The following is a 25,128-nucleotide window of genomic DNA, read 5'->3' on the forward strand; positions in this document are numbered from 1 at the left end:
GATCAGGCGTAGGACAGCGCCTTTTCCTCCAGCAATTCCTGATACAGCGCCGTCCACTTGCGACCCATTTCGTCGGCTGTGAATAACTGCCGGTAACGGGCTTCAGCCTTGACGCCCATTTCGGCGGCGCGAGTCGGGTTTTCCCACAGGGTGCGCATCGCTTCGCGAAACGCCTGTGGATGACTCGGCGGCACGACCAGCCCGGTTTCGTTGTGGATATTGATGTAGCTGGTGCCGGTGCCGATCTCGCTGGATATCATCGGTTTGCCGTACATCGCGCCTTCCAGCAGCGAAATGCCGAACGCTTCCGAGCGCAGATGCGACGGGAAGACAATGGCGTAGCTCAATTGCAGCAGGGCGACCTTGTCTTCATCGCTCAGGCGTCCGAGGAAGTGGATATTGCGCAGCCCCAGCGCAGCGGCCTGGGCGTGCAGTTCCTGCTCCAGCGGGCCGGCACCGACGATCACCACCGGGTAGTCCACGTCTTTCAAGGCTTCGAGCAGGATGTGCAGGCCCTTGTAGTAGCGCATCACCCCGACGAACAGGAAAAACTTATCCCCAAGCTGCTGGCGCCAGCGGTTCATGCGCTCGACGTCGGGTTGTGGATAACCGGCTTTGTTCAAGCCGTAGGGGATGACGCGGGTCTTGTCCTGGAACTGCTGCAACACATCGCTGGTGTGCAGGTAGTTCGGCGAGGCCGCAACAATCCGGTCGGCGCTGGCGAGGAAACGGTTCATCAACGGGCGATAGAGCTTGAGCAGGTTCTTCTGGCGAATGATGTCCGAGTGGTAGGTCACCACGCTCGGTTTGTTCACACCGCTGGCGAAATGCACCAGATCCATGAACGGCCACGGGAAGTGATAGTTGATCACGTCGGCTTCGGCGGCCAGTTCGCGAAACTGCTTGAACACGCTCCAGGAAAACCCGGTGGAAGCGAACTGGATATCGAGCCTGGCCCGATGCACTTCGTGCTGGCCCAGTTGCAGCACCGCCGGTTCGGGATTGGCGCTGAGGGTCAGCACCTGGCCTTCGATACCATGCTGGGCGCCGCTTTCGCAGAGCTGGAAGATCACTTGCTCGATGCCGCCGACCGAGTCAGGCAGGTACGTCTTGAAAAAATGAAGAACTCGCATTCAACCTCCCAAAGCCTGGCGGTAGGCGCCGGCCGTGGCCTGCGCGCAACGCTTCCAGGAAAAAAGCCGTGCCTGCTGCAATCCGGCTTCTCGGCATGCCTGCCAATGCACTTGATCGTCGATCAGGCGGCTCAGCGTATCGCGCAAGCCTTCTGCATCGTCAGCTTCAATATAGTTGCCGGCGGCACCCGCGACTTCCGGCATTGCCGAGGATCGGGTGACCACCACGGGCGTGCCACTGGCCATCGCTTCCAGCACCGGCAGGCCAAAACCTTCATACAACGAGGGAAAAACCAGCGCCCGGGCGCCGGCCAGCAATTGCGCGACCTGCTCATCCGGCAAGTAGCCGAGCAGGCACACATGACCGCTGGCCAGGGCCTGACGCAATTCGTCACTGAACTGCTCACGCTGCCAGCCGGCCATGCCGACGATCAACAGCGGGAAGCGCTGGCGCACGGCTTCAGGCAATAGCGCGTGGGCACGCAGGGCCAGGCCCAGGTTCTTGCGCGGCTCCAGGGTGCCGACACACAGGAAATACTCCCGCGCCTCCACGGCATGCGCCTTGAGCACCGCGTCGATGGCTTGCGGCTCGCGCGGATGAAAGCGCTCGGCGACACCCAGGGGCGCCACCACGAAGCGTTCGGCAGGCAGTCCGAAATAGTCTTGGGCTTCGTCGGCGATGGCTTGCGAGTCGGTCAGAATCACCCGCGCCTGCCGGATGCCGTCGGCCAGCCGACGTTCGATTTCCCTGAGTCGTGTCTGCGGTTGGGTGTCCGGGAAATGCAGGTGCGTCAGGTCGTGCAGGGTGATCACGGTCGGGCCGTCGAAGGCCAGCGGCCACAGGCTCGGTTCGTGGTAAAGGTCGATGTCGGGCGTGCGGCCCTGATCGAAGCGTTTCTGCTCCAGCCAGCGGCGGGCCTGATAGGCGCCGGGGATCTTGCGCAGCATTGGGGTCAGGCGCGAGTAACCGGGCATTGCCGCTTCCGGCAACTGCGAACTCCAGCCCCAGCCGTGGAACAGCGCCACGTCGATATCGGTTTGCGCGTGCAAGGCGTTCACCAGCTCGACGACGTAGTGGCCGATTCCGGTGCGCGGTGCCTGGAGAATCCGCGCGTTAAGGGCTATGCGCATGGGACCTCGCTTGCGCCGCGGGCGCTTGCAGCACGTGGCGTGCGGTGCGTTCGGCCAGTTGCTGACTGGCTTCGCGCCAGCCGATCCATTGCCAGTCGGCCACATTGCGGGCAGCGGGGAATTGGCCGCTGCGCTCGAAGGCGATCACCAGGTCGGCGAGGCATTGCGGGTCCTGCAAATCGAAATAGGCCATGAACTCGCCGCCGATCTCACGGAACACCGCGATATCGCTGCCCATCGCCGGCAATCCGCGCTGCATGGCTTCCACCAGCGGCAGGCCGAAGCCTTCGACGAACGACGGGAACACCAATGCGCTGGAATGGGCATACGCGTGTTCCAGGCTGGTGTCGCTCAGGTCGTTGAACATGAACAGGCGCCGGTTCAGTTCGCCGTGGTTGCGCACCCGGGCGAGCAGGGCGTCGCACTTCCAGCCGATGCGTCCGGCGATGCACAGCCGAGCATTCGAACCGGCCGCCCAGGCACGTTCGAAAGCATCCAGCAGATAGTCGTGGTTCTTGCGCGGCTCGATGGTGCTGACCATCAGGAACACCGGCTCCGGTGTGGCGAACAGACGTTCCAGGCGCGGCTCGACGGTGGCTTCGACGCTCTGCAGATCCAGCTCCGACCCGAGGTGGAAATAGTCGAACCAGCATTTTTCGACCTGTGCCGAACCGAGGCGGCGCTGCACTTCCTCATGAACCTGATCGCGCACCGTGGCGGAAATCGCCAGGTAGCCATCGGCGGTGCGGGTAATCCAGTCGAACCATTCGCTGAAAACCTGCACCAGCCGCGTGTCGTAAAACTGCGGGTGGGTCAGGGGAATCAAGTCGTAGATCACTGCAACGATGCCCACGCCTTCGCGTTTGAGCCGTTCGGCATGCAGGAAAAAGTCCGAGTGCCAGGACGAATCCAGCAACACCAGGTGATCGCCCGGCCGGTGTTGCAAAGGCTCGCAGCGCTGGGGCAACTGAAAGCGGTTGACCTGCTCGACCAGCCGCAACGGAATGCCGAACAGGCCGAACGACGCCAGGCGATAGCTGACGTATAGCGCACGTCGTGTCAGTTGGGTCCGGCAACGACTGTCGAGGCGCTGATGCAGTTGCCAGAAACGATGGGCCAGCCGCTCCAGGCGCTCGCCAAACGTGACGACGGCGTTGAGCAGCGGCGAATCCAGTGGCGCCAGACGTGTCACGCGGTACAGCTTGCCCTTGAGCAAGACCACCGGCACGCACTCGACACCTTCGGCGCTCGGCGGCAATTGCTTGATGACGTTGCGCACCACCCGCTGAATCCCCGAATTGATTTTCGGGTGCCGGAACACGTGGGTGCATTCGACCAGCAACCGGGTCATGGCGCGCGCTCTGTCAGAGCAGCACCGGCATTGCGGGTTATCGAGGCCTTGGCGTTGAGCCACGAGCCACCGACAAAATCCTCCTGGCGGCCGTTGATCACATGAAACACCAGGCCATAGTCGCGCCACTCGAAGTTTCGATCCAGATGGGAGTCCAGGCGCGAAAGACTTAGCGATACCGAGTAATTGCCCTTACCCAGTCCCATCACGAAGGCAAAGCGATAGGTGAAGCGCTCTCCGGCGTGCAGGTCCGTCAGTGCCTTGTCGAGGCGATGGGTATTGATGCCATACATCATCATGCCCAGGCGATCCTTGATCAGGAAGCCGAGCACCAGTCGTTCAATGTCGCTGCGTACTTCGACCTGCACTTCCAGCACCACCGGCTGACCGACCTCGACAGCATCGATGGAACGCTCCTGTTCATCCAGCAGGCGCACCCCGAGAATGACGGCCTCACCGGTGCCGGACACGGTCCGCACTTCGCCGCCGGTGAGTTTTTCCTGACGCACGACCTGGCCTTCGCGTTCGGCCATCACGGCGTTGTAATAATCGAGTACCACTTCCGGCTTGTCGTACATGGCCATGTGGCCGTCCTTGAGCAGGATGGCCGAGTCGCAGATCGACTGGATCGCAAAGCGGTCGTGGGACACGATCAGCAATGTGGTGCCCGCCTTGCGGAAGCTGCGAATGCGGTCGAAGCTCTTGTGCTGGAAGTAGGAGTCACCCACCGACAGGGCTTCGTCGACGATCAGGATATCCGGTCGCCGTGCGGTGGCGACGCTGAAGGCCAGGCGCATCTGCATGCCGCTGGAATAGGTGCGGACGGGATGGTCGATGGCCTCGCCGATTTCTGCGAAATGTTCGATGTCGGGCATCAACGCTTCGATTTCGTCGACCTGCATGCCCAGCAGCTGCCCGGCCATGATCGCATTCTGGCGGCCGGTAAAGTCCGGGTGAAACCCCATGCCCAACTCCAGCAATGCGGCGACGCGACCTTCAGTCTCGATCTTGCCGCAGGTGGGTTGGGTGGTGCCGGTGATCATCTTCAGCAACGTGCTTTTACCCGCACCGTTGGCGCCGACGATGCCCACCGCCTCACCGGGGGCGATTTCGAAAGCGACATCCTGCAACACCCAATGCTGGCTGTGGCGCAGCGGGGAAAACGGGATCAGCCATTCCGCCAGGCGACTCCAGCGTGTCGGATACTGTTTGTAAGCCTTGCCCAGGCCGGTTACGCGGATATGCCCCATCAGAGTTCATCCACCATTTCACCGACGCGCCTGCGAAACAGGCGCAGGCCGATCAGGCACATCACCAGCGCGGCAATGAACACCGGCAGCAGGGAGTTCCAGACGGGCCACTGCCCGTACAGGAACAGGTTCTGATAGCTGCCGATCAGGTTGGTCAACGGGTTGAGTTGCAGCAGGCGCTGGACCCACTCCGGGAGGATGCTCATCGGGTACACGATCGGCGTCAGCCAGAACCAGAACTGCAGGCAGATGGCGAAGAGCTGGCCGACATCGCGAAAGAACACGTTCAATACGCCGAGGACCATGCCCAGTCCTGCGCAGAACATCATCTGCAGCGCAATCAGGGGGATCAGCGCCAGCAGTGCCATGCCCGGCCAGCGCCCGGTGATCAGCAGAAACCCGAGGAACAGGCCGATGATGATGGCAAAGTTGATCGCCGCGTTGCAGAGCACAATCACCGGCAGGCAGATTCTGGGGAAGCTGATTTTCTTCAGCAGGTTGGCGTTGTCCAGAAACATGTTCTGGCTGCGCAGGGTGATTTCGGAAAACAGCCCCCATGCCAGCAGACCGGCGCAGAGGTAAATGCTGTAGGCCATGCTGTCATCCACGCCCGGCAAGCGAGCGCGCATGATGTGGGAAAAGATCACGGTGTAAACGATGATCATCGACAGCGGATTGAACACGGGCCACAAGGCCCCCAGCAGTGAATTGCGATACCGCGATTGAAACTCTCGCTGCACGCTGCCGAGAATGAACCCTCGATAGTCATGCAGCGAGCGGTACAGGGAAAACAGCATTTAAACCGTCCTGCCGTATTGGTCTTCGAAGCGGACGATGTCGTCCTCTCCCAGGTATTCGCCACTTTGCACTTCGATGATCACCAGGTCGATCACGCCCGGGTTTTCCAGACGATGCTTGTGCCCGGCGGCGATGAACGTCGATTCGTTCTTGGCCACCAGCGTCGTGCCACTGCCGTTGTTGGTGACCTTGGCCATGCCTTCGACCACCACCCAGTGTTCGTTGCGGTGATGGTGCATCTGCAACGACAACTTGCCGCCAGGCTTGACCACGATGCGCTTGATCTTGAAGCGCGGGCCCTCCTCGAGCACGGTGTAGGTGCCCCACGGACGGCTGACCGTGCGATGCAGGCGATAGGCTTCGTGGGACTTGTCCTTGAGCTGTTTGGCCACCCGCCGTACATCCTGCGCACGGTCGGCGTGGGCCACCAGCACGGCGTCGGCGGTGTCGATGACGATCAGGTCTTCCACACCCACGGCGGCCACCAACCGGCCTTCGCTTTGAACGAAATTGTTGCGGCTGTCGATGAAGATCGCTTCGCCGCTGGCGCGGTTGTTGTCGGCGTCGGCCGGCACCAGCGCCGCGACGGCGCCCCAGGAACCGATATCGCTCCAGTCGAAACTGGCGGGTACGACCACGACTTTTTCCGAGCGCTCCATCAACGCGTAGTCGATGGAGATGTCAGTGATCTCGGCGAACAGCGCCGGTGACAGTTCCTGTTGCAGGTAACCGGTGGTCTCCAGCGGCTCGCTTGCCGCCATGCAGGTGCGGGTCTGTTCGAGCAGTTCCGGAGCGTGCAGTTGCAGTTCGGCGATCAGCGTTGCAATGGAGAAACAGAACATCCCCGAGTTCCACAGGAAATTGCCGCTTTCCAGGTAGTGGGTGGCGGTTTGCAGGTCGGGTTTCTCCACGAAACGCTGCACTTTGGCCGCGCCCCTGGCATCCAGCGGCGCACCGGTCTCGATGTAGCCGAAGCCGGTTTCCGGGGCGGTCGGCACCACGCCGAAGGTCACCAGATAACCGTCCTTCGCCAGATTGACCGCGTGTTCGACCGCACTCTTGAGCGCGTCTTCGTTGACGATCAAGTGGTCGGCGGGCATCACCACCATGATCGCCTCGTCGCCGTGCAGGGCTTGCAGTGCCAGCGCCGCAGCCGCGATGGCCGGGGCGGTGTTGCGCCCGGTGGGCTCAAGCAAAAAGTGCCCGCGATGCCGGGACAGGCGCGCGGCCTGATAGTGATCCTTGCTCTGGAAGTAGTACTCGCGGTTGGTCACCGTGACGATGTCGCCCCAGCCGTCCAGCAGACCGGCGGCACGCCGATAGGTCTTGCCCAGCAGCGACTGGCCGTCGGGCAGGGTCATGAACGGTTTCGGGTGGCCCTCGCGGGACACCGGCCACAAACGGGTACCGGCACCGCCGGACAGAATCACGGGGATCAGCATGGCCTACTCCTTGGCGACGCGTTTCATGTCCGCATCCATCATCATGCGGATCAGGGTGTCGAGGTCGGTTTTCGGTTTCCAGCCCAGCACGCGCTGGGCCTTGGCCGGATTGCCGAGCAGCACTTCGACTTCGGCCGGGCGGAAGAACGCCGGGTCGATCTTCACGTAGTCGCGGTAGTTGAGACCCACGTGATCGAAGGCAATGTGGCACATCTCGCGCACGGTGGTGGTCACCCCGGTGGCGACCACGAAGTCGTCAGGCTTGTCCTGTTGCAGCATCAGCCACATGGCCTCGACGTAATCGCCGGCAAACCCCCAGTCACGCTTGGCGTCGATGTTGCCCAGGGCCAGTTCCTGCTGTTTGCCCTGCTTGATCCGGGCGGCCGCGTCGGTGACCTTGCGGGTCACGAATTCGATGCCGCGCAGTGGCGATTCATGGTTGAACAGGATGCCGCTGCTGGCGTGCAGGTTGAAACTTTCACGGTAGTTGACGGTGATCCAGTGGCCATAGAGTTTGGCCACGCCGTACGGGCTGCGCGGGTAGAACGGGGTGTTCTCGTCCTGTTGCTCGGCCTGGATCAGACCGAACATTTCGCTGGTGGACGCCTGGTAGAAGCGCGTGTGCGGGCTGAACTGGCGGATGGCTTCAAGCAGGTGAGTCACGCCCAGGCCATCGACGATGCCGGTGGTCACCGGTTGATCCCAGGACGCAGCGACGAAGCTTTGTGCGGCGAGGTTATAGACCTCGTCCGGCGCCGACTTGATGACCGCGCGCTGCACCGAGCAGGCGTCGGCCATGTCGCCGTCCAGGTACACGATGTCGGCTTCAACGCCCATTTCCCGCAGGCGCCAGCGCGAGTCGCTGCTGCGCCGCGCCACCAGGCCGTGAACCTTGTAACCCTTGTCGAGCAGCAGTCTGGCCAGATACGCGCCGTCCTGGCCGGTGATCCCTGTGATCAATGCACTTTTTGTCATTCTTGTCGTACTCGCTTCTCCCAGTCGGACAGGATCGCCCGCAGGGATTGTTGTATAGAGATTTGCGGCGTCCATCCTGTGGTCCGGGCGAGCCGTTGATGGCTGCCGCAGACACGACGCTGATCCGCGCGGCGCATGCGCGCGGGGTCCTGAACCAGTTGCAGCTCGACCTCGGCCAGGTCGCCCATCTGCTCGATGAGGCTGCGGATGCTTTGCTCATGGCCCGAACAAATGTTGTAGACCTGTCCCGGCGTGCCTTTTTCCAGCAGCGCGAAATAGGCCGAAACCACGTCGTCGACGTCGAGGAAGTCCCGGGTGACATCGATGTCGCCGACTTCCAGTTGCGGCGCTTGCAGCTCCTGCTTGATGCGGTTGATCTGCCGCGCGGCGCTGGCGATGACGAAGCTGTCTTTCTGCCCGGTGCCGATGTGGTTGAACGGACGCGCCACCAGCACTGGCCAGCCTTCGCTCAGGCCCCATTGCAGGCTGAGGAATTCGGCGGACAGTTTGCTCACTGCGTAGGGATTGCGCGGGCAGGGCGGCTGTTGCTCGGTGATCGCCAGTGCGGATTCGTCGACCTGACCGTACACGTCGCCGGAACTGACATACAGAAACGGGCCCTTGAAGCCTCTGGCCTTGAGCGCCTGCAACAGATTCAGGGTGCCGAGCAGATTGATGTCGAAGGTGCGGGCCGGATCGCGGAACGCCTCGGGGACGAATGTCTGACCGGCCAGGTGAATCACGGCGTCAGGCAATTGCGGCCAGAGGTCGATGAGGCTTTGCGGGTCCGTCAGGTCGAAGGGCGAAGCGGCAGGCAGCAGTTCCCACACCGAGTCATCGAGCATCAGGCGCGACTGGATATGTTGTCCCACGAACCCGCTGAGGCCCGTGATGAACAGACGTTTTTTCAAACAGCGACCCCTTGGTCTTTAACTTTCACCGCTTCCCACAGGCTTTGAGGGGATGTCTGTCTGACCGGGAAAAAATCCGGTCGCAAGACGGGTGAAGTCGTTGTTGTAGTTGTTTGGTTGCCAATCTGTGCCAATTGCTCGGCAATTTCAACCGACCAAACCGTGACCGGTCAGTTCTCGTCAGCGTAGCCCGGTTTTTCTCGCCGGGCGGTTCACGAATCCTGAACGGATGTGTTTAGAATGCCCCTCGTCGCGGTTTACCGAGCGTTGCCCAAGTGGTTGCGCAATACGGTGAAACTGACCACTAAAACAAGAACGACGACGTGCTTCGGACACAGGACGACTGTCGGCCATGCCGACCCGATCCGATGCCTGGCCGTCATAGCGTGAGGCTGCCGGGATGGCGGTCGCACCGTGGGATGCCATGAATTTCATTCTCTACTCGGACGTCAACGACCGCTCCATCAGCCAGAGTCTCGGGCGTCCCGAATACAGCTATTACTTCGTGCTCAAGGCCTATCGCCCGGTGCTCGAAAGTCTGGGGCGGGTGCATGTGGTGTCCGCCCGCGACGAAGTCGATCCACTGTATCGACAACTGCTCGCTGCCGGCGAAAGCAGTGTGTTTCTGTCCTTCACCCCGCCGCAAAATACCCCGACCGATCTGGAATGCCCGACGATCTGCGTGATTGCATGGGAGTTCGATTCCATCCCCGATGAGTCGTGGGATGGCGATCAACGTCAGGACTGGACGCAGATGCTTGCCCGACAGGGACGGGTCATCACGCTGTCGAGCCACACTGCCCGGGCAATCCGACGAGCCATGGGCGAAGACTTTCCGGTCCTGGTATTGCCGACTCCGCTGTGGGAAAACTTCGCGGCCATTCGTGAGCAATCTTTCAGCGCGCCGATCAATCCCGGGGCGACCCTGGCGATCAAGGGCTGCATTTTCGACAGCCGCACGCTGGGGCTGTGCGCCGATGATCTGCTGCCCAAACCGCTGACCGCCGAGCAACTGGCGGACATCGAGGCGCGCCGTCCGCCGCCCCTGACACTCAAGCGCCGTCTGGTCATCGCCCGTCATTACCTGCGTCTGTGGGCGTTGAACCCGAGCGATCAACCTGAGCCCATGGCCCGCGTGAAATACCTGCATCACGGCTACTGGGAAGGCTTTCGCGATCTGTTCTCGGACAAGGCCCATGCCTGGCTCGAACGACGCCTGCCGAACATTGCCGGCCCCCATGAAGTGGCGGTGGACGAGCCCCCACCGCTGGATCTTCCGGATACCTCGGGGGTGGTCGAAACCACGGTCGATGGCGTGATCTACGTGACCGTGTTCAACCCCAAGGATGGCCGCAAGAACTGGCATCACTTGATCACGGCGTTCTGCTGGGCCTTTCGCGAAACGTCTGACGCAACGCTGGTGCTGAAGATCACCCAGAACGATCTGGCGTCCTATTACAGCGAACTGATGACCTTGCTCGCGCAACTGACGCCGTTCGCCTGCCGGGTGCTGGTGCTGCACGGCTATCTGGACGATCCGCAGTATGCGCGGCTCTACCAGGCTGCCAGTTTTTACGTCAATGCTTCGCGCTGCGAAGGCCTGTGCCTGCCGCTGATGGAGTTCATGTCCAGCGGTAAACCGGTGATCGCTCCGGATCACACGGCGATGGAAGACTACATCGACGATTCGGTGGCCTTTGTCGTCAAGTCCAGCGAAGAGCTGACGATCTGGCCGCAGGACACCCGCATCATCTACCGCACCCTGCGTCACCGGCCGGACTGGGGCTCGCTCAAAAGTGCCTACGAAAACAGTTACCGGATGGCCAAGGCGCAACCGCAGGACTATCGCCGAATGTCGGTCGCCGCCGTCGAGCGCATGCACGACTACTGCGCCTTCGCCCCGGTGCAGCAGCGCCTGGCGGACTTCTTCGGCCTTGAGCCAGCGGCCGCCGATGCCGCCCCCGTGACGGACAACGCCTCATGCTGATCATCATTCATTCGGAAACCAACCAGCACACCATCGCGCAGAACCTTGGCCGTTCCGAGTACAGCTATTACTTCGTGCTCAAGGAATACCGGCCGGTGCTCGAGCGTCTCGGGCGGGTGGTGGAAGTGACGGACCCGGCCCGCGAAGTCGATGCGCTGTACCTGGAATGCCTGGCCCGTGGCGAGCCGTGCGTGTTCCTGTCGTTCTCGCCGCCCCATCGCACACCGATTCATCTGGCTTGCCCGACGTTGCCGGTGTTCGCCTGGGAGTTCAGCACTATCCCCAACGAGCCTTTCGACGGCGAGCCACGCAATGACTGGCGCACGGTGTTGCGCGCCTGCGGGGCGGCGATCACCCATTCCAGTTACACGGTCGACGCGGTGCGCGAGGCCATGGGCGCCGACTACCCGATTGTCGCGGTGCCGGCGCCGGTGTGGGACCGCTTTGCCGCCCGGGGCGCCCAACTGCAAGGCCAGCCCTCGACGGGGCCGGTGCGCCTGAAGATCAAGGGACTGGTGGCCGACAGTCGCCAACTCAATCTCGACGCCTTCGGCCCGAAGCATCTGCGTCGTGGCAAGGGCATCGATTTCGAGGCGCCGGTTCGCGAGCAAGAGTTGTTGCTGGATGGCGTGGTGTACACCTCGGTGTTCAACCCCGGCGACGGACGCAAGAACTGGGAAGACATGCTCAGTGCGTTCTGCGTGACATTCCGTGAGGTCGAGGACGCAACGCTGGTGCTCAAACTCACCCACCACGATGCCGAAGAGGCCCTCAGCGACATCCTTCATCACCTGTACAAAAACCGCTCCTACCGCTGCCGCATCGTGCTGATCTACGGCTACCTCGCGGACGCGGACTACGAGCGACTGGTGCAGGCGACCCGTTACGTGGTGAACACGTCCTACGGCGAGGGCCAGTGCCTGCCGTTGATGGAGTTCATGTCCTGCGGCAAACCAGCGGTGGCGCCGCGCACCACGGCGATGATCGATTACCTGAGCGAGGACAATGCGTTCCTGGTCGAGTCCACCGACGAACTCACCGCGTGGCCCCACGATCCGCGCAAGGCGTTCCGCACGCTGCGTTACGTGACCAACTGGGCGTCGGTCTGCGTCGCTTACCGCGACAGTTACGACGTGGCGAAAAACCAGCCACAACGTTATGCACAAATGTCGTCTCAAGCTGTTCTGAGCCTGCAAGGATTCTGCAGCCAGGCCGTGGCCGAGCAGCGCTTGCAGGACTTTCTGGCGCAGCTGTTCGAACATCGTGCGATGACAACCGTCGAGGTCTCCGGCTCATGATCCGCGTGCTGACTCGAAGCCTGCGACCTCGTCCGGTGATCATCGCCCGCCAACCGCTGCAAACCCTTTCGCCCAACGTCGACCCTTTTTCTGGAGCCAACCCATGCTGAGACTTTTGAAGAAACTCACGGCATCGACGCCTGCACAGCCTGCCGCGCCGGTGGTCGAGGACGTCGACACGTTCCAGCTCGGCTTGCGCGATGCCATGCTCAGCGGCTGGTTCAATCATGACACCGGCGAGCTGTACAAAGGCTTCACGGTGGGCCCCGAGGACACACTGGTCGACGTCGGTTGCGGCGACGGCGGCAACATGCAGTTCTGCGGGATGCGCGGGGCGCGGATCATCGTCGCCGACATCGATGCAGCCAAGATCGAAGCCGCCCGCCAGCGGCTCAGCGAAACCTCGGCCCGCAGCGTCGAGTACCACGTCACCGACGGCAATCCGCTGCCGATCGCCGACAACACCGCGACCCGCGTGGTGTCCACCGAGGTGCTTGAACATGTCGACGATCCGGCACAGTTCCTCGCCGAACTGGTGCGGATTGGCCAGCCGGGCGCCCTGTATCTGCTGAGCGTGCCGCACCCCAGTTCCGAAGATGTGCAAAAAGGCATCGCCATACCGGAGTACTTCGAAAAGCCCAACCACATTCGCATCATCAGCGAGGAGCAGTTCAAGGCCATGGTCAGCGAAGCGGGCCTGGAGATCGTCAGCCACAGCCAGTACGGTTTCTATCGGTCACTGTGGATGTTGCTGTTCTGGGAAGCCAACGTGGACCTGGGCAGCCCCGATCATCCGTTGCTCAATCAATGGACCAAGACCTGGGAGGCCGTGCTCAATTCGCCGCGTGGCACGCAGATCAAACATGCGCTGGACAGCGTCATGGCGAAAAGTCAGGTCATCATCGCCCGTAAACCGTAGCGCGTTTTTTCCGGGAGCGGCCGCGCTCCCGTCGGTTTTGTGTAACCTTGCAGCCTTGTGTTGCCAGGGATTTGCACGTCATGCGGTTTCTTTTCGGGCTGTCGGCATTGCTTGCCACAGCCCTGCTGCTGTCTGCCTGCGAGCGTCAGGAAGCAGCGCCCCTCGATCAACAACTCTACGTCTGGCAACGCCAGTGGACGTCGGGCCATGAGGCGGCGCTCAAGGGCAGCCGCACTGATTTCTCGACCTTGCGGGTATTGGCGTTGCAGGCTTTCCCACAAGCAGGCTGGAGCCGGGCGCGGATCGATCCGCAATTGCTGAAGAGCGATGGCCGGCCTCTGATCGCGGTGATTCGCCTCGATGGCCAGCTCAAGGCACTGGATCAGGATCAGGTCACGGCGCAGATCCTTCAGGTGATCGATGACTGGCAAAGCCAGGGACTCACGCTGGCCGGGGTCGAGATCGATCACGATGCCGGCAATGCGCGGCTGCCCGCGTACGCTGACTTCCTCCTTCATCTGCGCGCAGCGTTGCCGTCATCACTGCCCTTGAGCATCACCGCATTACCGGCCTGGCTCGACAGCCCGCAACTGCCGGCGCTGTTGGCAACGGTCGACAGCAGCGTGCTGCAGGTGCATGCGGTCAGTGATCCGCGACGCGGTCTGTTCGACCCTGAGCAGGCGCGCGACTGGGCGAAGCGCTGGGGGCGGATCAGCGACAAACCGTTCTACCTGGCCCTGCCGGCTTACGGTGTAGCGTTGTTGCCGGACAGCGGTGGCGCGCCGGTGGTGGAAAGCGAAGTGACGCTGGAGCGGGGCGGAGATCGCCGCGAATTGCTGGCCGATCCACAGCAACTGAGCCGACTCGCCAAAGCACTGCGCGAGGCTCGACCGGCGCACCTGGCCGGGCTGATCTGGTTCCGCCTGCCGCTGGCCAATGACCGCCGGGCGTGGAGTCTGACCACGTTGCGTGCGGTGGCCCGAGGCGATGCGCTGTCCAGCAAACTCGACTTGAGCTTCAAGGTGCAGGACGGCCTCTACGACATCACGCTCGGCAACGCTGGCAACCTTGATAGCCCCTGGCCTGCGCGCGTTCGGGTAAAAGCCAGCGGCTGTGAAGGCGCCGATGCGCTCGCCGGTTATGCATTGCAACAGACTGCGGATCTGCTTACCTTCACCCGCTTGCGCGACGGCCGATTGCCGGCGGGCGGGCAGCGTGCGATCGGTTGGGCACGTTGCGCAAATATTGATCAAGGAGGTTCGCATGTTGACCCGTAACTGGCCCCGCCATCTGCTTTGCCTGAGCCTCAGCCTGCCGCTGGGATCGGCGCTGGCCTGCGGCCCGGATTTCCCGATGCGTCTGCTCGACGATCGCGGGCAATCGCTGGCGGAACTGCCGGAGGGCAACTTCAAGTTCGAGATCAATCGCCTCGGCAAGACCATTGCCGGGCTGAAGAACGTCACGGCGGTCACCTACAACCCGGATGACATCTATGGCGAACCCAAGGAGCCCGCTGAACTGCGTGAGAAGGCCGAGCAGCAGGGCCTGAGCGTGGAGCAGCAGGCGCTGGTCAAGCAACTGCGCAGCCTGACCGATGCACGTCAGGTCGAAGTGCAGGGCGCGAACCTGCCGGCGGAACTGCGTCTGTATGTGGCGGGCGCCGTGGCGTTCGGCGCCGGTGATCATCAACTGGCCGTCGAGTACTTCCGCCAGTTGCTGGCGCTGCCGGCCGATCAACGCGCGTTGCGCAGCACCTGGGCCGCTTATTCGCTGGGCCGGGCGTTCTTTGCCATGAGCAGCGAAGCAGGCGATACGCTCGACGCGTTGGAAAACGCCATCGAAGCCTTCCGCCAGACGCGACAACTGAGCATCGACGGTTTCAGCGATCCGCTGGAACTCGGCGTGGCCAGCCTCGGCGAAGAAGCACGAGCGCTGCGCACGGCGGGCAGTTGGGACAAGGCCATCGAACTCTATGCCACGCAAAACCTGCATGGCTCGAACGTCGGCTACACCTCGCTGAAGCTGTTGATGAACGATCTGGCCGAAGAACCCGAGGATCGACTGGAGAAGTTGTTGCGTGGCAAAGCGGTGCAGCAACTGGTGACCGCGTCGCTGATCAGCCGGATCGGCTGGTCATTCGGCGACGAGCCGCCGAACGAGAAAAAACTGATCAAGGCGTTGCAGGAGAGCACGCGCGGCAGCCTCGATAACGCTGATCGTCTGGCGGCCATGAATTATCAACAGGGCGACTACGCCAGCGCCAAGGCGTTCCTCGAACACGCCGGCGACAGCGGCCTGGCGTGGTGGCTGCGGGCGAAACTGGCGGTGCGCGACGGTGACAAGGTTGCGGCGGCTGCGGCCTATGCGAAAGCTGCGCAGGCCTTCCCGCAGGGTGAATCCTGGGGCGAGCGGCGTACCGCCGACTGGAATCTTGAATCCCTTCAGCCCAAATGCCGGGTCGAGGGTGAAAGCGCGATTCTGGCGCTGCAACGTGGCGAGTACCTGCAGGCCTTCGATCAGTTGTATCGCAGCCAGAGTATCTATTGGTTCGACGCTGCGACCGTGGCTGAGCGAGTGCTGACGGTTGATGAACTCAAAAATTATGTCGATAAAAATGTGCCGGCGCCGCCGGAGCTGAGCCAGCAGGATCGCGACAATTACGTGCCGCTGCCGGTGGCCGCGAGCCTGCGCAATCTGCTGGGCCGGCGTTTGTTGCGTGAAGGGCACTACGAAGAGGCGGTCGGCTATTTCGACAATGCCGATTTGCAGCACAAGGCCCGGCTCTATGGCGAGCAACGCCTGAAGGCTGATTCGGTGTGGTGGCCGACCAAGCGTGCCAGTGCGCTGTTCAATGCGGCGTGGACGGCTCGCGAGTGGGGCATGGACATCCTGGGTTACGAAATGGCCCCGGATTACGCGACCTTCGGCGGTAACTACAGCCTGGAAAACACCGAGCTGAAAGTCGGGCCGCTGGTGAGCGAGGCTGAAGTGCAACGCCAGAAGGCCAGTGAAGCGCAGCCGGATGAGCGCTATCACTATCGGTTTGTTGCCACAGCGCTGGCCAGCCGTGCGGCGGATAACTTGCCGCACACCAGCCAGGCGTTCGCCGCCGTGTTGTGTTCGGCCGCCGGTTTCAATAGCAGCCTGCAAGAGCAAAGCGCGCTGTATCAGCGATATGTGAAAGAAGGTCCGTACATGGGCTGGGGCGGCTATTTCGGCCAACAATGCCCTTATCCGGACTTCGCCAACGCCGACAAACGCTACGTCACCCAGGTTGTCGACGCTGTTCGCGGGGTGTTGCGACCCTACAAGCGTGCAGTGCAGATCGGCGCCATCATTGGGTTGACCGTCATTGCGCTGGTGATCATCACCCGCCGCCAACGCAAGGCCCGCAAAGCCTAAGCCTGCTGGACGAACGTCAGGCGCACGGCGAAGCCGATCAACAGGCTGCCGAACAACCACTGCTGCACCCGTTGGGCCGTTGGGCTGTGTTTCAGCCAGCGGCCCAGCGCCGTGCCGAGCAAGGCATAGGCGCTGTCGAACAGCAATCCAGCGGCCACCAGCATCGCACCGAGCACCGCAAACTGCGTCAGCACCGGTGCGCCATTCGCCACGATGAATTGCGGCAGCAGCACCGAGCAGAACAGCAAGGCTTTCGGGTTGAGCAGATTGGTCAGCAGGCCACGACGGATCGCGGCGCGCCACTGCCCATGGCCGTCCGTTACGGTGCCGGCGTTCAGATCAGGCAGCAGCGTGGTGCGCAGGCATTGAATGCCGATCCACAGCAAGTACGCCGCCCCGGCCATCCGCACCGCATCGAACGTCCACGGCGCAGCCTTGAACAGCGCCGCCAGCCCCAATGCTGCGAGCGCTACATGACAGCCTCGGGCAACCGCCAGCCCCACCGCCGTGGCAAGTGCTGCGCCGCGACCCTGGCGGGCACCGGTCTGCAACAGCAGGATCATGTCCGGGCCGGGCAGCAGATAGACCACCGCCAAAGCCAGGAAAAACAGCCAGAGACTCGCCATGTCGCACCCCTTTCGTTGTCGATTCGGTGCAACCAGTCTATGACCGAGGGGCAGGGCAGGTGCTTGCGTAGTTCGCTTCTATAACTATTGAGATTGGCATAACCTGCTTTATTTTTGCGGTTACACCATCAGGATCTGCCAACCATGAAACTCGACGCCTTCGATCGCAAGATTCTCGCCGCGCTGCAACGGGACGGGCGCCTGAGCAATGTGCAACTGGCGGACGAGATCGGTTTGTCCGCGTCGCCGTGCCTGCGCCGGGTGCGGATGCTCGAAGAGGCCGGGGTGATTCGCGGTTATCAGGCGAACCTGGACCGTGACGAGGTGGGGCTGGGGCTGACGGTGTTCGTCGGGGTCAAGGTGGAACGACACAACGATGAACAGGCCGAGGCGTTTCACCGGGCGGTGACAGCGTTGCCGGAGGTGATTTCGGCGTTTCTGGTCTCAGGGGAATCGGATTTTCTGCTGCAAGTGGTGGTGCCGGACTTGCGCGCCTACGACCGTTTTTTAACCGGTTGTCTACTGAAGTTGCCGGGGGTAAGCGACATCCGCAGCAACTTTGCGATTCACACGGTGAAGACCCCGGGAGCGTTGCCCTTGGGGCATTTGCCGTCCTGATACTTCCCGCATTGCGCGGGAAGTATCCGCGAAGTGCTTACATCTGCGTTGCCATGCCCTCGATATTCATCGCTGCCTGACGCAACGCCTCGGAACGGGTTGGGTGAGGGTGGCAGGTCAGCGCAATGTCTTCGGCCGACGCGCTGAACTCCATGGCCACGCAGTACTCGCCGATCATTTCACTGACGCTCGGGCCGACCAGATGCACGCCGAGGACTTCGTCGGTGTGTGTGTCGGCGAGGACTTTGGCAAAACCTTCGGTTTCGTGATTGATCTTCGCCCGGCTGTTGGCGGTGAACGGGAATTTGCCGACCTTGTAGGCCCGGCCTTCAGCCTTGAGCTGCTCTTCGGTCTTGCCGACACTGGCCAGTTCCGGTCGGGTGTAGATCACGTTGGGGATCAGGTCGTAGTTGACCTCGCCCGCCTTGCCGACGATCTGCTCGATGCAGGCCATGGCTTCGTCTTCGGCCTTGTGCGCAAGCATCGGCCCTGAGGTGACATCGCCGATCACCCAGACGCCGGGTGCTTCGGTGCGATGGTGTTTGTTGGCGAGCATGCCGCGTTTGTCGGTGCTCAGGCCGACGTTCTCCAGGCCCAGGCCTTTGGTATAGGGGCGGCGACCGATGGCAACCAGCACGTAATCGGCTTCCAGCAGCTCGGCGGTGCCGCCGGCTGCCGGTTCGATGCTCAATTGCACGCCGTTGGCCGAAGACGTGGCGCTGGTGACTTTGGAACTCAATTTGAAACTGATGCCCTGTTTGCTCAGCGAGCGTTGCAGGGTCTTGCCGGCCTCGCCATCCACGCCCGGGCAGATGCGGTCGTGGTATTCCACCACGGTCACCTGCGCGCCGAGTCGGCGCCAGACCGAACCGAGTTCGAGGCCGATCACGCCGGCACCGATCACCACCAGATGCTTGGGCACTTCGCTCAAGGACAGGGCACCGGTGGAATCGAGGATGCGCTGGTTGTCGATTGCCACGCCGGGCAGGGGAGTGGGCTCGGAACCCGTGGCGATGACGATGTCGGTGGCGGTCAGTTCGATCCGGCTGCCCTGATCGCCGGTCACGCTGACTTTTCCGGGACCGTCGATGTGGCCCCAACCCTTGATCCAGTCGACTTTGTTCTTACGGAACAGGAACTCGATGCCTTTGGTCAGACCGGCGACGCTTTCGTCCTTCTGTTTCATCATTTGCGCGAGGTTGAGCGTCGGCTTGACGTCGATACCGAGGTTGGCAAACTCCGCGCCCATCGCCGCGTCGTACAGTTCGGACGCATGCAACAACGCCTTGGACGGCATGCAACCGACGTTGAGGCAGGTGCCGCCCAGCGTGGCGCGGCCTTCCACGCACGCGGCCTTGAGGCCCAACTGGCCGGCGCGGATCGCCGCGTTATAACCGCCGGGCCCACCGCCCAGAATCACTACGTCATAGTTGCTCATGCGCTTACTCCTGGCTGAAGAATGCGGATCGCTAAAAATTACGTACGTAATATGTGCGTTTCCGGACATTTCGGTCAAGGCTTCAGGAACGCGACAGGTTGGGCATCCTTGAATGTGAAATTGAGTACAAATATTTCACGGATTTCGTTATATCGTAACGAGTTGTGCAGTGAGCCAAGGGTTTTGGGGGGTTATGCAAGTCGATCTGGACGTTGATGGCACGCAAGTGACCGGTTTGCCGCGCTTTCAGCAGGCGGCGGCTCAGGGTCGCCGATTGCGCCGGTTGGCCATCGGACTCGGCGGGTTGGCCGTGGCCGGAGGGGTGCTGGCGTTTTTTGTTGGCCTGTTCGCCTCGCAATCGCTGTGGCCGGCGCTGTTGGTCAATCAGAGCGCAGCGCTGCTGGTGCTGGTCGCCGGGCTGCAATCGGCGTGGTGGGTGGCTGATTGGCGCGCGCGGGTGATCACCCCGGTGGTGCCGGTGCCTGCTGTCGACGAGACGCCTGCGCCGGACGGCTGGTACGAACGGCTGCTGGATCGGCTGAGCCGCCATAGCCTGCATGTGCTGGGGCAGATCGGCGCGGCAACCTTGTGGCTGGGCGGTCTGGCGCTGTTGGCGTTGCTCGGCATTGAGCAGGTGTGGAACCTGGCGCTGCCCTCGGCTGCCGTGGGTTTGTCCGCTTCCGTCAGCGCGGCGATTGCGCTGCTGCTGGCGTTCGGTCTGCTGGTGCTGGAGCGGCAACTGGCTCAGGAAAACCCGGCGCAATGGCCCGAGGCGGGAGCGCTGGCGCAGCTGGTTCGAGTGGTCATCATCAGTCTGGTGTTGGGTGCATTGTGCTTGCTGTTCGCCAGTGAGAATTCGGTCTGGCCTGTGCGGCTGGCGGTGTTGATCGGCATCTTGCCGGGGCTGGTCGCGCTGGAGTTGTTGCTGCGTGCCGTGCTGTCGCTGTTCAGTCCGCGCCGCGAACAACTTGAACCGGTACTGCTCGCCCGCAGTTTTGTTGCCGATCTGCTGCGCTGGCCGCCGCAACCATTGCTCGCCTTGCAGCACGAATTGCACAACCGCTTCGGTATCGATCTGCGGCAGATCTGGGCCTTCAGTTACATGCGCCGGGCGTTCCTGCCGGTGTTGGTGCTGGTGGCGGCGGTGGGCTGGTTGCTCACCGGCATTCATGAAATCCCGCTGCAAAGTCGTGGCATCTACGAGCGCTTCGGCAAACCGGTGCAGGTGTTCGGCCCCGGTTTGCATGCCGGCCTGCCTTGGCCGCTGGGCCGGGTGTTGAACGTGGAGAATGGCGTAGTGCACGAACTGGCGACCAGCGTCGGCGAGAACCCGGCCCCGGTTCAGCCGGATCCGGCGGAAGGGCCGGCCCCGATCACCGCCAACCGCTTGTGGGATGCCAGCCACGTCAACGATAAATCCCAGGTCATCGCCAGCAGCCGTGGCGAGCAACAGAGCTTCCAGATCGTCAACATGGACGTGCGTTTTGTCTATCGCATCGGCCTCAGCGATCAGGCGGCGCTGGCGGCGACTTACAACAGTGCGGATGTGCCGACGCTGATCCGCAGCACTGCGAGCCGGATTCTGGTCCACGATTTTGCGTCACGCACCCTCGACGGTTTGCTGGGGCAAGACAGGGTAGGGCTGGCGGATGAAATCGGCCGCGCCGTGCAAAACGATCTTCAGAAGCTCGACAGCGGCGTAGAAATTCTCGCCACGGTGGTCGAGGCGATTCACCCGCCGGCCGGTGCGGCCAACGCCTATCACAGTGTGCAAGCGGCGCAGATCGGCGCCCAGGCGTTGATCTCTCGTGAGCGTGGCGCGGCTGCCGAAGCAAGTAATCAGGCGCAGTTGCAGGCCAGTCTCGCGCGCGATCAGGCCAGCGCCAATGCCCACGAAACCAGCTCGACCGCCCGCGCGGCGGACCTGAAATTCAGCGCCGAGCAAAAAGCCTACGCCAGCGCCGGACAGGCCTTCGTGCTGGAGCAATACCTCAGCCAGCTCAGTCAGGGACTGGGCAAAGCCAAACTGTTGGTGCTCGACCATCGTCTGGGCGGCAGCAGCAACGCGCCGACCATCGACCTGCGTACGTTCACGCTGCCGGCTGACCCGACGCCGGCGCGCACCACCGCTCAACCAGGAGCCACCCATTGAGCCAGTCGCATACACACGATCACCCTGACCACAGCGGTCACGACCATGCTCATGGCGGCCATCACCATCACGGGCATCACCACCACCATCATGGTGCACCGGAAGAGGCGGGGCCTTTCCCGTGGCGACGCATGGGCTGGGCTGTGTTGCTGGTGGCGTTTGCCATCGCAGCGGCAAGTCTGGTGCAGGTGCGCTCCGGCGAAGCCACAGTCATCACCCGTTTCGGCAATCCGTCCCGGGTGTTGCTGGATCCGGGACTGAGCTGGCGTTGGCCGGCACCGTTCGAAGCAGCGATCCCGGTGGATCTGCGTCTGCGCACCACATCGAGTGGTTTGCAGGACGTCGGCACCCGCGACGGTTTGCGCATCATTGTGCAAGCGTATGTCGCGTGGCAGGTGCAGGGTGACGCGGACAATGTTCAGCGTTTCATGCGCGCAGTGCAGAATCAGCCAGATGAGGCGGCGCGGCAGATTCGTACCTTTGTCGGCTCGGCACTGGAGACCACCGCCAGCAGTTTCGACCTGGCCAATCTGGTCAACACCGATGCCAACCAGGTGCACATCGCCGATTTCGAAGCGCAGTTACGTCAACAGATCGATCAGCAGTTGCTCGCCACTTACGGTGTGCGCGTGGTGCAAGTGGGTATCGAGCGACTGACCTTGCCGTCGGTGACGCTCACCGCGACGGTTGACCGGATGCGCGCCGAGCGTGAAACCATCGCCACCGAACGCACGGCGATCGGCAAGCGTGAAGCCGCGCAGATTCGTTCCGGCGCTGAACGTGATGCGCGAATCGTCCAGGCTGACGCGACGGTGAAAGCGGCCGAAATCGAGGCGCAATCACGGGTCGAAGCGGCGCAGATCTATGGTCGTGCTTATGCCGGATCGCCGCAGCTGTACAACCTGCTGCGTTCGCTGGATACCCTCGGCACTATCGTCACGCCGGACACCAAATTGATCCTGCGCACCGACGCCGCGCCATTCCGTGTGTTGGTGGACGGTCCGCCGAATATGGACAGCAAGACCGGAACGCAGCCATGAGTGAAGTTCCACGTGGAACAAATTCGTTGAACAGTCCGTGGATTCAGGCGGGACGTCTGGCGTTTTTTGCCCTGTACGCGGTGACGGTGCTGGCGGCGTTGGCCTGGGCGTTTTCCAACGTGCGGCAGATCGACCCGCAGAATCGCGCGGTGGTCATGCATTTCGGTGCACTGGATCGCATCCAGAATGCCGGGTTGTTGTTGGCTTGGCCGCAGCCGTTCGAACAGGTTGTTTTGCTGCCGGCGGCGGATCGGGTCATCGAGCGTCGAGTGGAAAACCTGCTGCGCAGTCCTGCTGCAATACAGGCCGATCGCGTTGCGACATTCGCCACACCGTTGAGCGATGCATTGGCCGGTTCCGGCTATTTGCTCACCGGTGATGCCGGTGTTGTACAGCTGGATGTGCGGGTGTTCTACAAGGTCACCGATCCCTATGACTTCGTGCTGCAAGGCGACCATGTGCTGCCGGCACTGGATCGACTGGTGACCCGCAGTGCGTTGGCCCTGACGGCGGCGCGGGATCTGGACACCATTTTGGTGGCGCGACCGGAACTGATCGGCGCTGACAATCAAGCCGCCGAACGACGCGAGCGGTTGCGCGGCGATCTGGTTCAGGGCATCAATCGTCGCTTGGCCGAATTGAAAGCGAGCGGGCAGGGCATCGGTATCGAAGTGGCGCGGGTCGATGTGCAATCGAGTCTGCCCGAGCCGGCGGTCGGTGCATTCAATGCCGTACTGACTGCCAGCCAGCAGGCCGACAAAGCGGTGGCCAATGCCCGCACCGACGCTGAAAAAATCACCCAGACCGCCAACGAACTGGCCGACCGTACCTTGCAGGTCGCCTATGCCCAGGCCGGTGAGCGGTTGGCAAAAGCCTCCGCCGATACCGCGACCGTATTGAGTCTGGCCCAGGCCCGACAACAGGGCACCGACCCGCAAATGCTGTTGCGCCTGTACCGCGAGCGGATACCGAAGATTCTCGGCCAGGCCGGTTCGGTCACCACGGTCGATCCGAAAGACGATTCCCGCCTGATCATTCAGGGAGCCAGTAAATGACCGCCACTACCGCCGCACCGAGCCTGTTGTCCTCGGCCGAGCAACGCCGCGCTGCGCGCCAATTGACCCTGGCGATGCTCGCCCTTGGCTTGCTCGGGCTTGGTTTGATCTGGCGCTGGATGATGCCGGAGCAAACCGGTGTCAGTCAGTTGCTGCTCGGTGTTGCTTCTTTGCTGGTCGCAGTGCCGGTGATGCGTTCGGCGTGGTTCAGCCTGCGTTACCCAAGCCTGCACGGCATCACCGATCAGTTGATCGCACTGGCGATGCTCGGCGCCTGGGCCACCGGTGATCTGCTCACCGCCGCGCTGTTGCCGATTATCATGATCTTCGGCCATGTGCTGGAGGAGCGCAGCGTGATTGGCTCGCAGGAGGCGATTCACGCGTTGGGTCAACTTACTCGCAGCCATGCACGGAAAATCCAGGCGGACGGCACTGTAATCGAAGTCGATAACGGCACGCTCAAGGCCGGCGATACCGTTGAAGTGCGGGCCGGCGATCGGGTGCCAGCGGACGGTCGGGTGTTGTCCGGCCAGGCCAGCCTCGATACGGCGTCGATCACCGGTGAGTCGGTGCCGGTGGAGGCGGGCGTCGGAATGACCGTGTTTGGCGGGGCGATCAACCTCGATGGTTTGCTGCGTATCGAAGTGACCCGCACCGGCGATGAATCGACCTTGGGCAAGGTCATCGCGTTGATGCAGAACGCCGAGCGTTCTAAGCCACCGATCACCCGGTTGCTGGAACGTTACGCTGGCAGTTACATGGTGCTGGTGTTGCTGCTGGCGGCGGTGACCTGGTTTGTCACCAATGATGCGCAGGCAATGTTGGCGGTGCTGGTCGCAGCCTGTCCTTGCGCGCTGGTGTTGTCGGCACCGGCCACGGCGATTGCTGGTGTGGCGGTCGCGGCGCGGCACGGGATTCTGATCCGCAGTTCGGCCTTCCTTGAAGAGTTGGCTGACCTCACGTCCCTGGTGGTCGACAAGACCGGCACGCTCACCTACGGCACGTTGCGTTTGCAGTCGATCAACAGCGCGCAGGCGGATCACGATTCGGTGATGGCGCTGGCTGCCAGTCTTGGCGCTGCCAGCAGTCACCCGGTCAGTCGTGCACTGGCGGGTCTGGTTCATGCGGACAACGTGCTGGTACTGACCGACATTCACGAACGGCAAGGTTTGGGTGTGGTCGCCAAGACGGAGCAGGGTGAAGCGGCACTCGGTCGCCCGGAGTTGTTTGCGCAACTGGGCATCCCGACCACATCGGTTCCCGATCACGACGGCCCGATCGCCGGCCTGGCCTTGAACGGTGAGTTTCTCGCCTGGCTGTTGCTCGCCGACAGCGTCAAACCGGAAGCACGATTCGCCTTGAGCGAACTGCGCGAGTTGGGCCTCGGTCGGCAACTGTTGCTGACCGGCGACCGTCAGAGCGTGGCGCAAACCCTGGCGCGGGATGTCGGCCTGCATGAAGTCGAAGCTCAGGCCTTGCCCGAAGACAAACTCAATCGCGTGTTGAAGGAAATCGACAACGGTTTCCGGCCGATGGTGGTCGGCGACGGCATTAACGATTCGCTGGCACTCAAGGCGGGTGTGGTGGGGGTCGCGATGGGGG

General features: G+C 62.4%; 20 protein-coding genes. 10 read left to right on the top strand and 10 right to left on the bottom strand.

Annotated features, from left to right (window positions below; translation table 11 throughout):
* Positions 1–2: 2 nt before the first annotated feature.
* The 8 genes from AC3WRD_RS21610 to AC3WRD_RS21645 are packed head-to-tail and all read right to left on the bottom strand — an operon-like array spanning position 3 to position 8,991.
* A complete protein-coding gene (locus AC3WRD_RS21610) occupies positions 3–1,133 on the bottom strand; it encodes a glycosyltransferase family 4 protein (RefSeq protein WP_102622630.1) in 1,131 nt (376 codons plus the stop codon).
* Positions 1,134–2,264 (bottom strand): glycosyltransferase family 4 protein, encoded by a 1,131-nt coding sequence (locus AC3WRD_RS21615; protein WP_102622639.1) that lies wholly within the window; start codon positions 2,262–2,264, stop codon positions 1,134–1,136.
* Positions 2,248–3,615 (bottom strand): glycosyltransferase family 4 protein, encoded by a 1,368-nt coding sequence (locus tag AC3WRD_RS21620; protein ID WP_102622629.1) that lies wholly within the window; start codon positions 3,613–3,615, stop codon positions 2,248–2,250. Before AC3WRD_RS21620 ends, AC3WRD_RS21615 begins: the two co-directional genes overlap by 17 nt.
* Positions 3,612–4,865: an ABC transporter ATP-binding protein gene (locus AC3WRD_RS21625; protein ID WP_096817058.1), complete on the bottom strand. Its 1,254-nt coding sequence runs from the start codon at positions 4,863–4,865 to the stop codon at positions 3,612–3,614. Before AC3WRD_RS21625 ends, AC3WRD_RS21620 begins: the two co-directional genes overlap by 4 nt.
* Entirely contained in the window at positions 4,865–5,662 is a 798-nt protein-coding gene (locus tag AC3WRD_RS21630; protein WP_096817060.1) for an ABC transporter permease, read from the bottom strand. The genes AC3WRD_RS21625 and AC3WRD_RS21630 overlap by 1 nt, the downstream gene beginning before the upstream one ends.
* The gene (locus AC3WRD_RS21635) at positions 5,663–7,105 is read right to left on the bottom strand and encodes a mannose-1-phosphate guanylyltransferase/mannose-6-phosphate isomerase (RefSeq protein WP_096817061.1); all 1,443 of its coding nucleotides are present in this window, start codon (positions 7,103–7,105) and stop codon (positions 5,663–5,665) included.
* A 3-nt stretch (positions 7,106–7,108) separates the two neighbouring features.
* Complete coding sequence (gmd, locus tag AC3WRD_RS21640) at positions 7,109–8,080, bottom strand: GDP-mannose 4,6-dehydratase (protein ID WP_096817063.1); 972 nt, start codon at positions 8,078–8,080, stop codon at positions 7,109–7,111.
* Positions 8,077–8,991: a GDP-mannose 4,6-dehydratase gene (locus AC3WRD_RS21645; RefSeq protein WP_102622628.1), complete on the bottom strand. Its 915-nt coding sequence runs from the start codon at positions 8,989–8,991 to the stop codon at positions 8,077–8,079. The genes gmd and AC3WRD_RS21645 overlap by 4 nt, the downstream gene beginning before the upstream one ends.
* 424 nt (positions 8,992–9,415) lie before the next feature.
* On the opposite strand from AC3WRD_RS21645, the gene AC3WRD_RS21650 reads away from it, so the two are divergent.
* The 5 genes from AC3WRD_RS21650 to AC3WRD_RS21670 all read left to right on the top strand — a co-directional run bounded on the left by AC3WRD_RS21650 (position 9,416) and on the right by AC3WRD_RS21670 (position 16,597).
* Entirely contained in the window at positions 9,416–10,978 is a 1,563-nt protein-coding gene (locus tag AC3WRD_RS21650; protein WP_256580668.1) for a glycosyltransferase, read from the top strand.
* Positions 10,972–12,276 (top strand): glycosyltransferase, encoded by a 1,305-nt coding sequence (locus AC3WRD_RS21655; protein ID WP_102622626.1) that lies wholly within the window; start codon positions 10,972–10,974, stop codon positions 12,274–12,276. The genes AC3WRD_RS21650 and AC3WRD_RS21655 overlap by 7 nt, the downstream gene beginning before the upstream one ends.
* A 103-nt stretch (positions 12,277–12,379) precedes the next feature.
* Entirely contained in the window at positions 12,380–13,195 is an 816-nt protein-coding gene (locus AC3WRD_RS21660) for a class I SAM-dependent methyltransferase (RefSeq protein WP_102622625.1), read from the top strand.
* Between the two features lie 80 nt (positions 13,196–13,275).
* Complete coding sequence (locus AC3WRD_RS21665) at positions 13,276–14,472, top strand: DUF3142 domain-containing protein (protein ID WP_102622624.1); 1,197 nt, start codon at positions 13,276–13,278, stop codon at positions 14,470–14,472.
* On the top strand, positions 14,459–16,597 hold the full coding sequence (locus tag AC3WRD_RS21670; protein ID WP_102622623.1) for a tetratricopeptide repeat protein: 2,139 nt from the start codon (positions 14,459–14,461) through the stop codon (positions 16,595–16,597). The genes AC3WRD_RS21665 and AC3WRD_RS21670 overlap by 14 nt, the downstream gene beginning before the upstream one ends.
* Here AC3WRD_RS21670 and AC3WRD_RS21675 read toward each other — a convergent pair.
* Complete coding sequence (locus tag AC3WRD_RS21675; RefSeq protein ID WP_102622622.1) at positions 16,594–17,223, bottom strand: LysE family translocator; 630 nt, start codon at positions 17,221–17,223, stop codon at positions 16,594–16,596. The two genes, AC3WRD_RS21670 and AC3WRD_RS21675, sit on opposite strands and share 4 nt — an antisense overlap.
* A gap of 144 nt (positions 17,224–17,367) precedes the next feature.
* Here AC3WRD_RS21675 and AC3WRD_RS21680 point away from each other — a divergent pair, with 144 nt between their 5' ends.
* Positions 17,368–17,841 carry an Lrp/AsnC family transcriptional regulator gene (locus AC3WRD_RS21680; RefSeq protein ID WP_007954205.1) on the top strand — a complete coding sequence of 158 codons (474 nt, stop codon included), beginning with the start codon at positions 17,368–17,370 and terminating at the stop codon, positions 17,839–17,841.
* A 37-nt stretch (positions 17,842–17,878) separates the two neighbouring features.
* Here AC3WRD_RS21680 and lpdA read toward each other — a convergent pair whose 3' ends face one another.
* Positions 17,879–19,279 carry a dihydrolipoyl dehydrogenase gene (gene lpdA / locus AC3WRD_RS21685; RefSeq protein WP_102622621.1) on the bottom strand — a complete coding sequence of 467 codons (1,401 nt, stop codon included), beginning with the start codon at positions 19,277–19,279 and terminating at the stop codon, positions 17,879–17,881.
* Between the two features lie 193 nt (positions 19,280–19,472).
* Between lpdA and hflK (AC3WRD_RS21690) the strand changes: the two genes are divergently transcribed.
* The 4 genes from hflK (AC3WRD_RS21690) to AC3WRD_RS21705 form a co-directional block, all read left to right on the top strand.
* Positions 19,473–21,431: a protease modulator HflK gene (hflK, locus tag AC3WRD_RS21690; protein ID WP_102622620.1), complete on the top strand. Its 1,959-nt coding sequence runs from the start codon at positions 19,473–19,475 to the stop codon at positions 21,429–21,431.
* Entirely contained in the window at positions 21,428–22,471 is a 1,044-nt protein-coding gene (hflC, locus tag AC3WRD_RS21695) for a protease modulator HflC (protein WP_102622619.1), read from the top strand. Before hflK (AC3WRD_RS21690) ends, hflC begins: the two co-directional genes overlap by 4 nt.
* Positions 22,468–23,526: a protease modulator HflK gene (hflK, locus tag AC3WRD_RS21700; RefSeq protein ID WP_102622618.1), complete on the top strand. Its 1,059-nt coding sequence runs from the start codon at positions 22,468–22,470 to the stop codon at positions 23,524–23,526. Before hflC ends, hflK (AC3WRD_RS21700) begins: the two co-directional genes overlap by 4 nt.
* Positions 23,523–25,128 (top strand): heavy metal translocating P-type ATPase (locus tag AC3WRD_RS21705; protein ID WP_102622617.1); only part of this gene is annotated, 1,606 nt, incomplete at its 3' end. The genes hflK (AC3WRD_RS21700) and AC3WRD_RS21705, both read left to right, overlap by 4 nt.

This window comes from Pseudomonas sp. FW215-R2 (assembly GCF_058789255.1).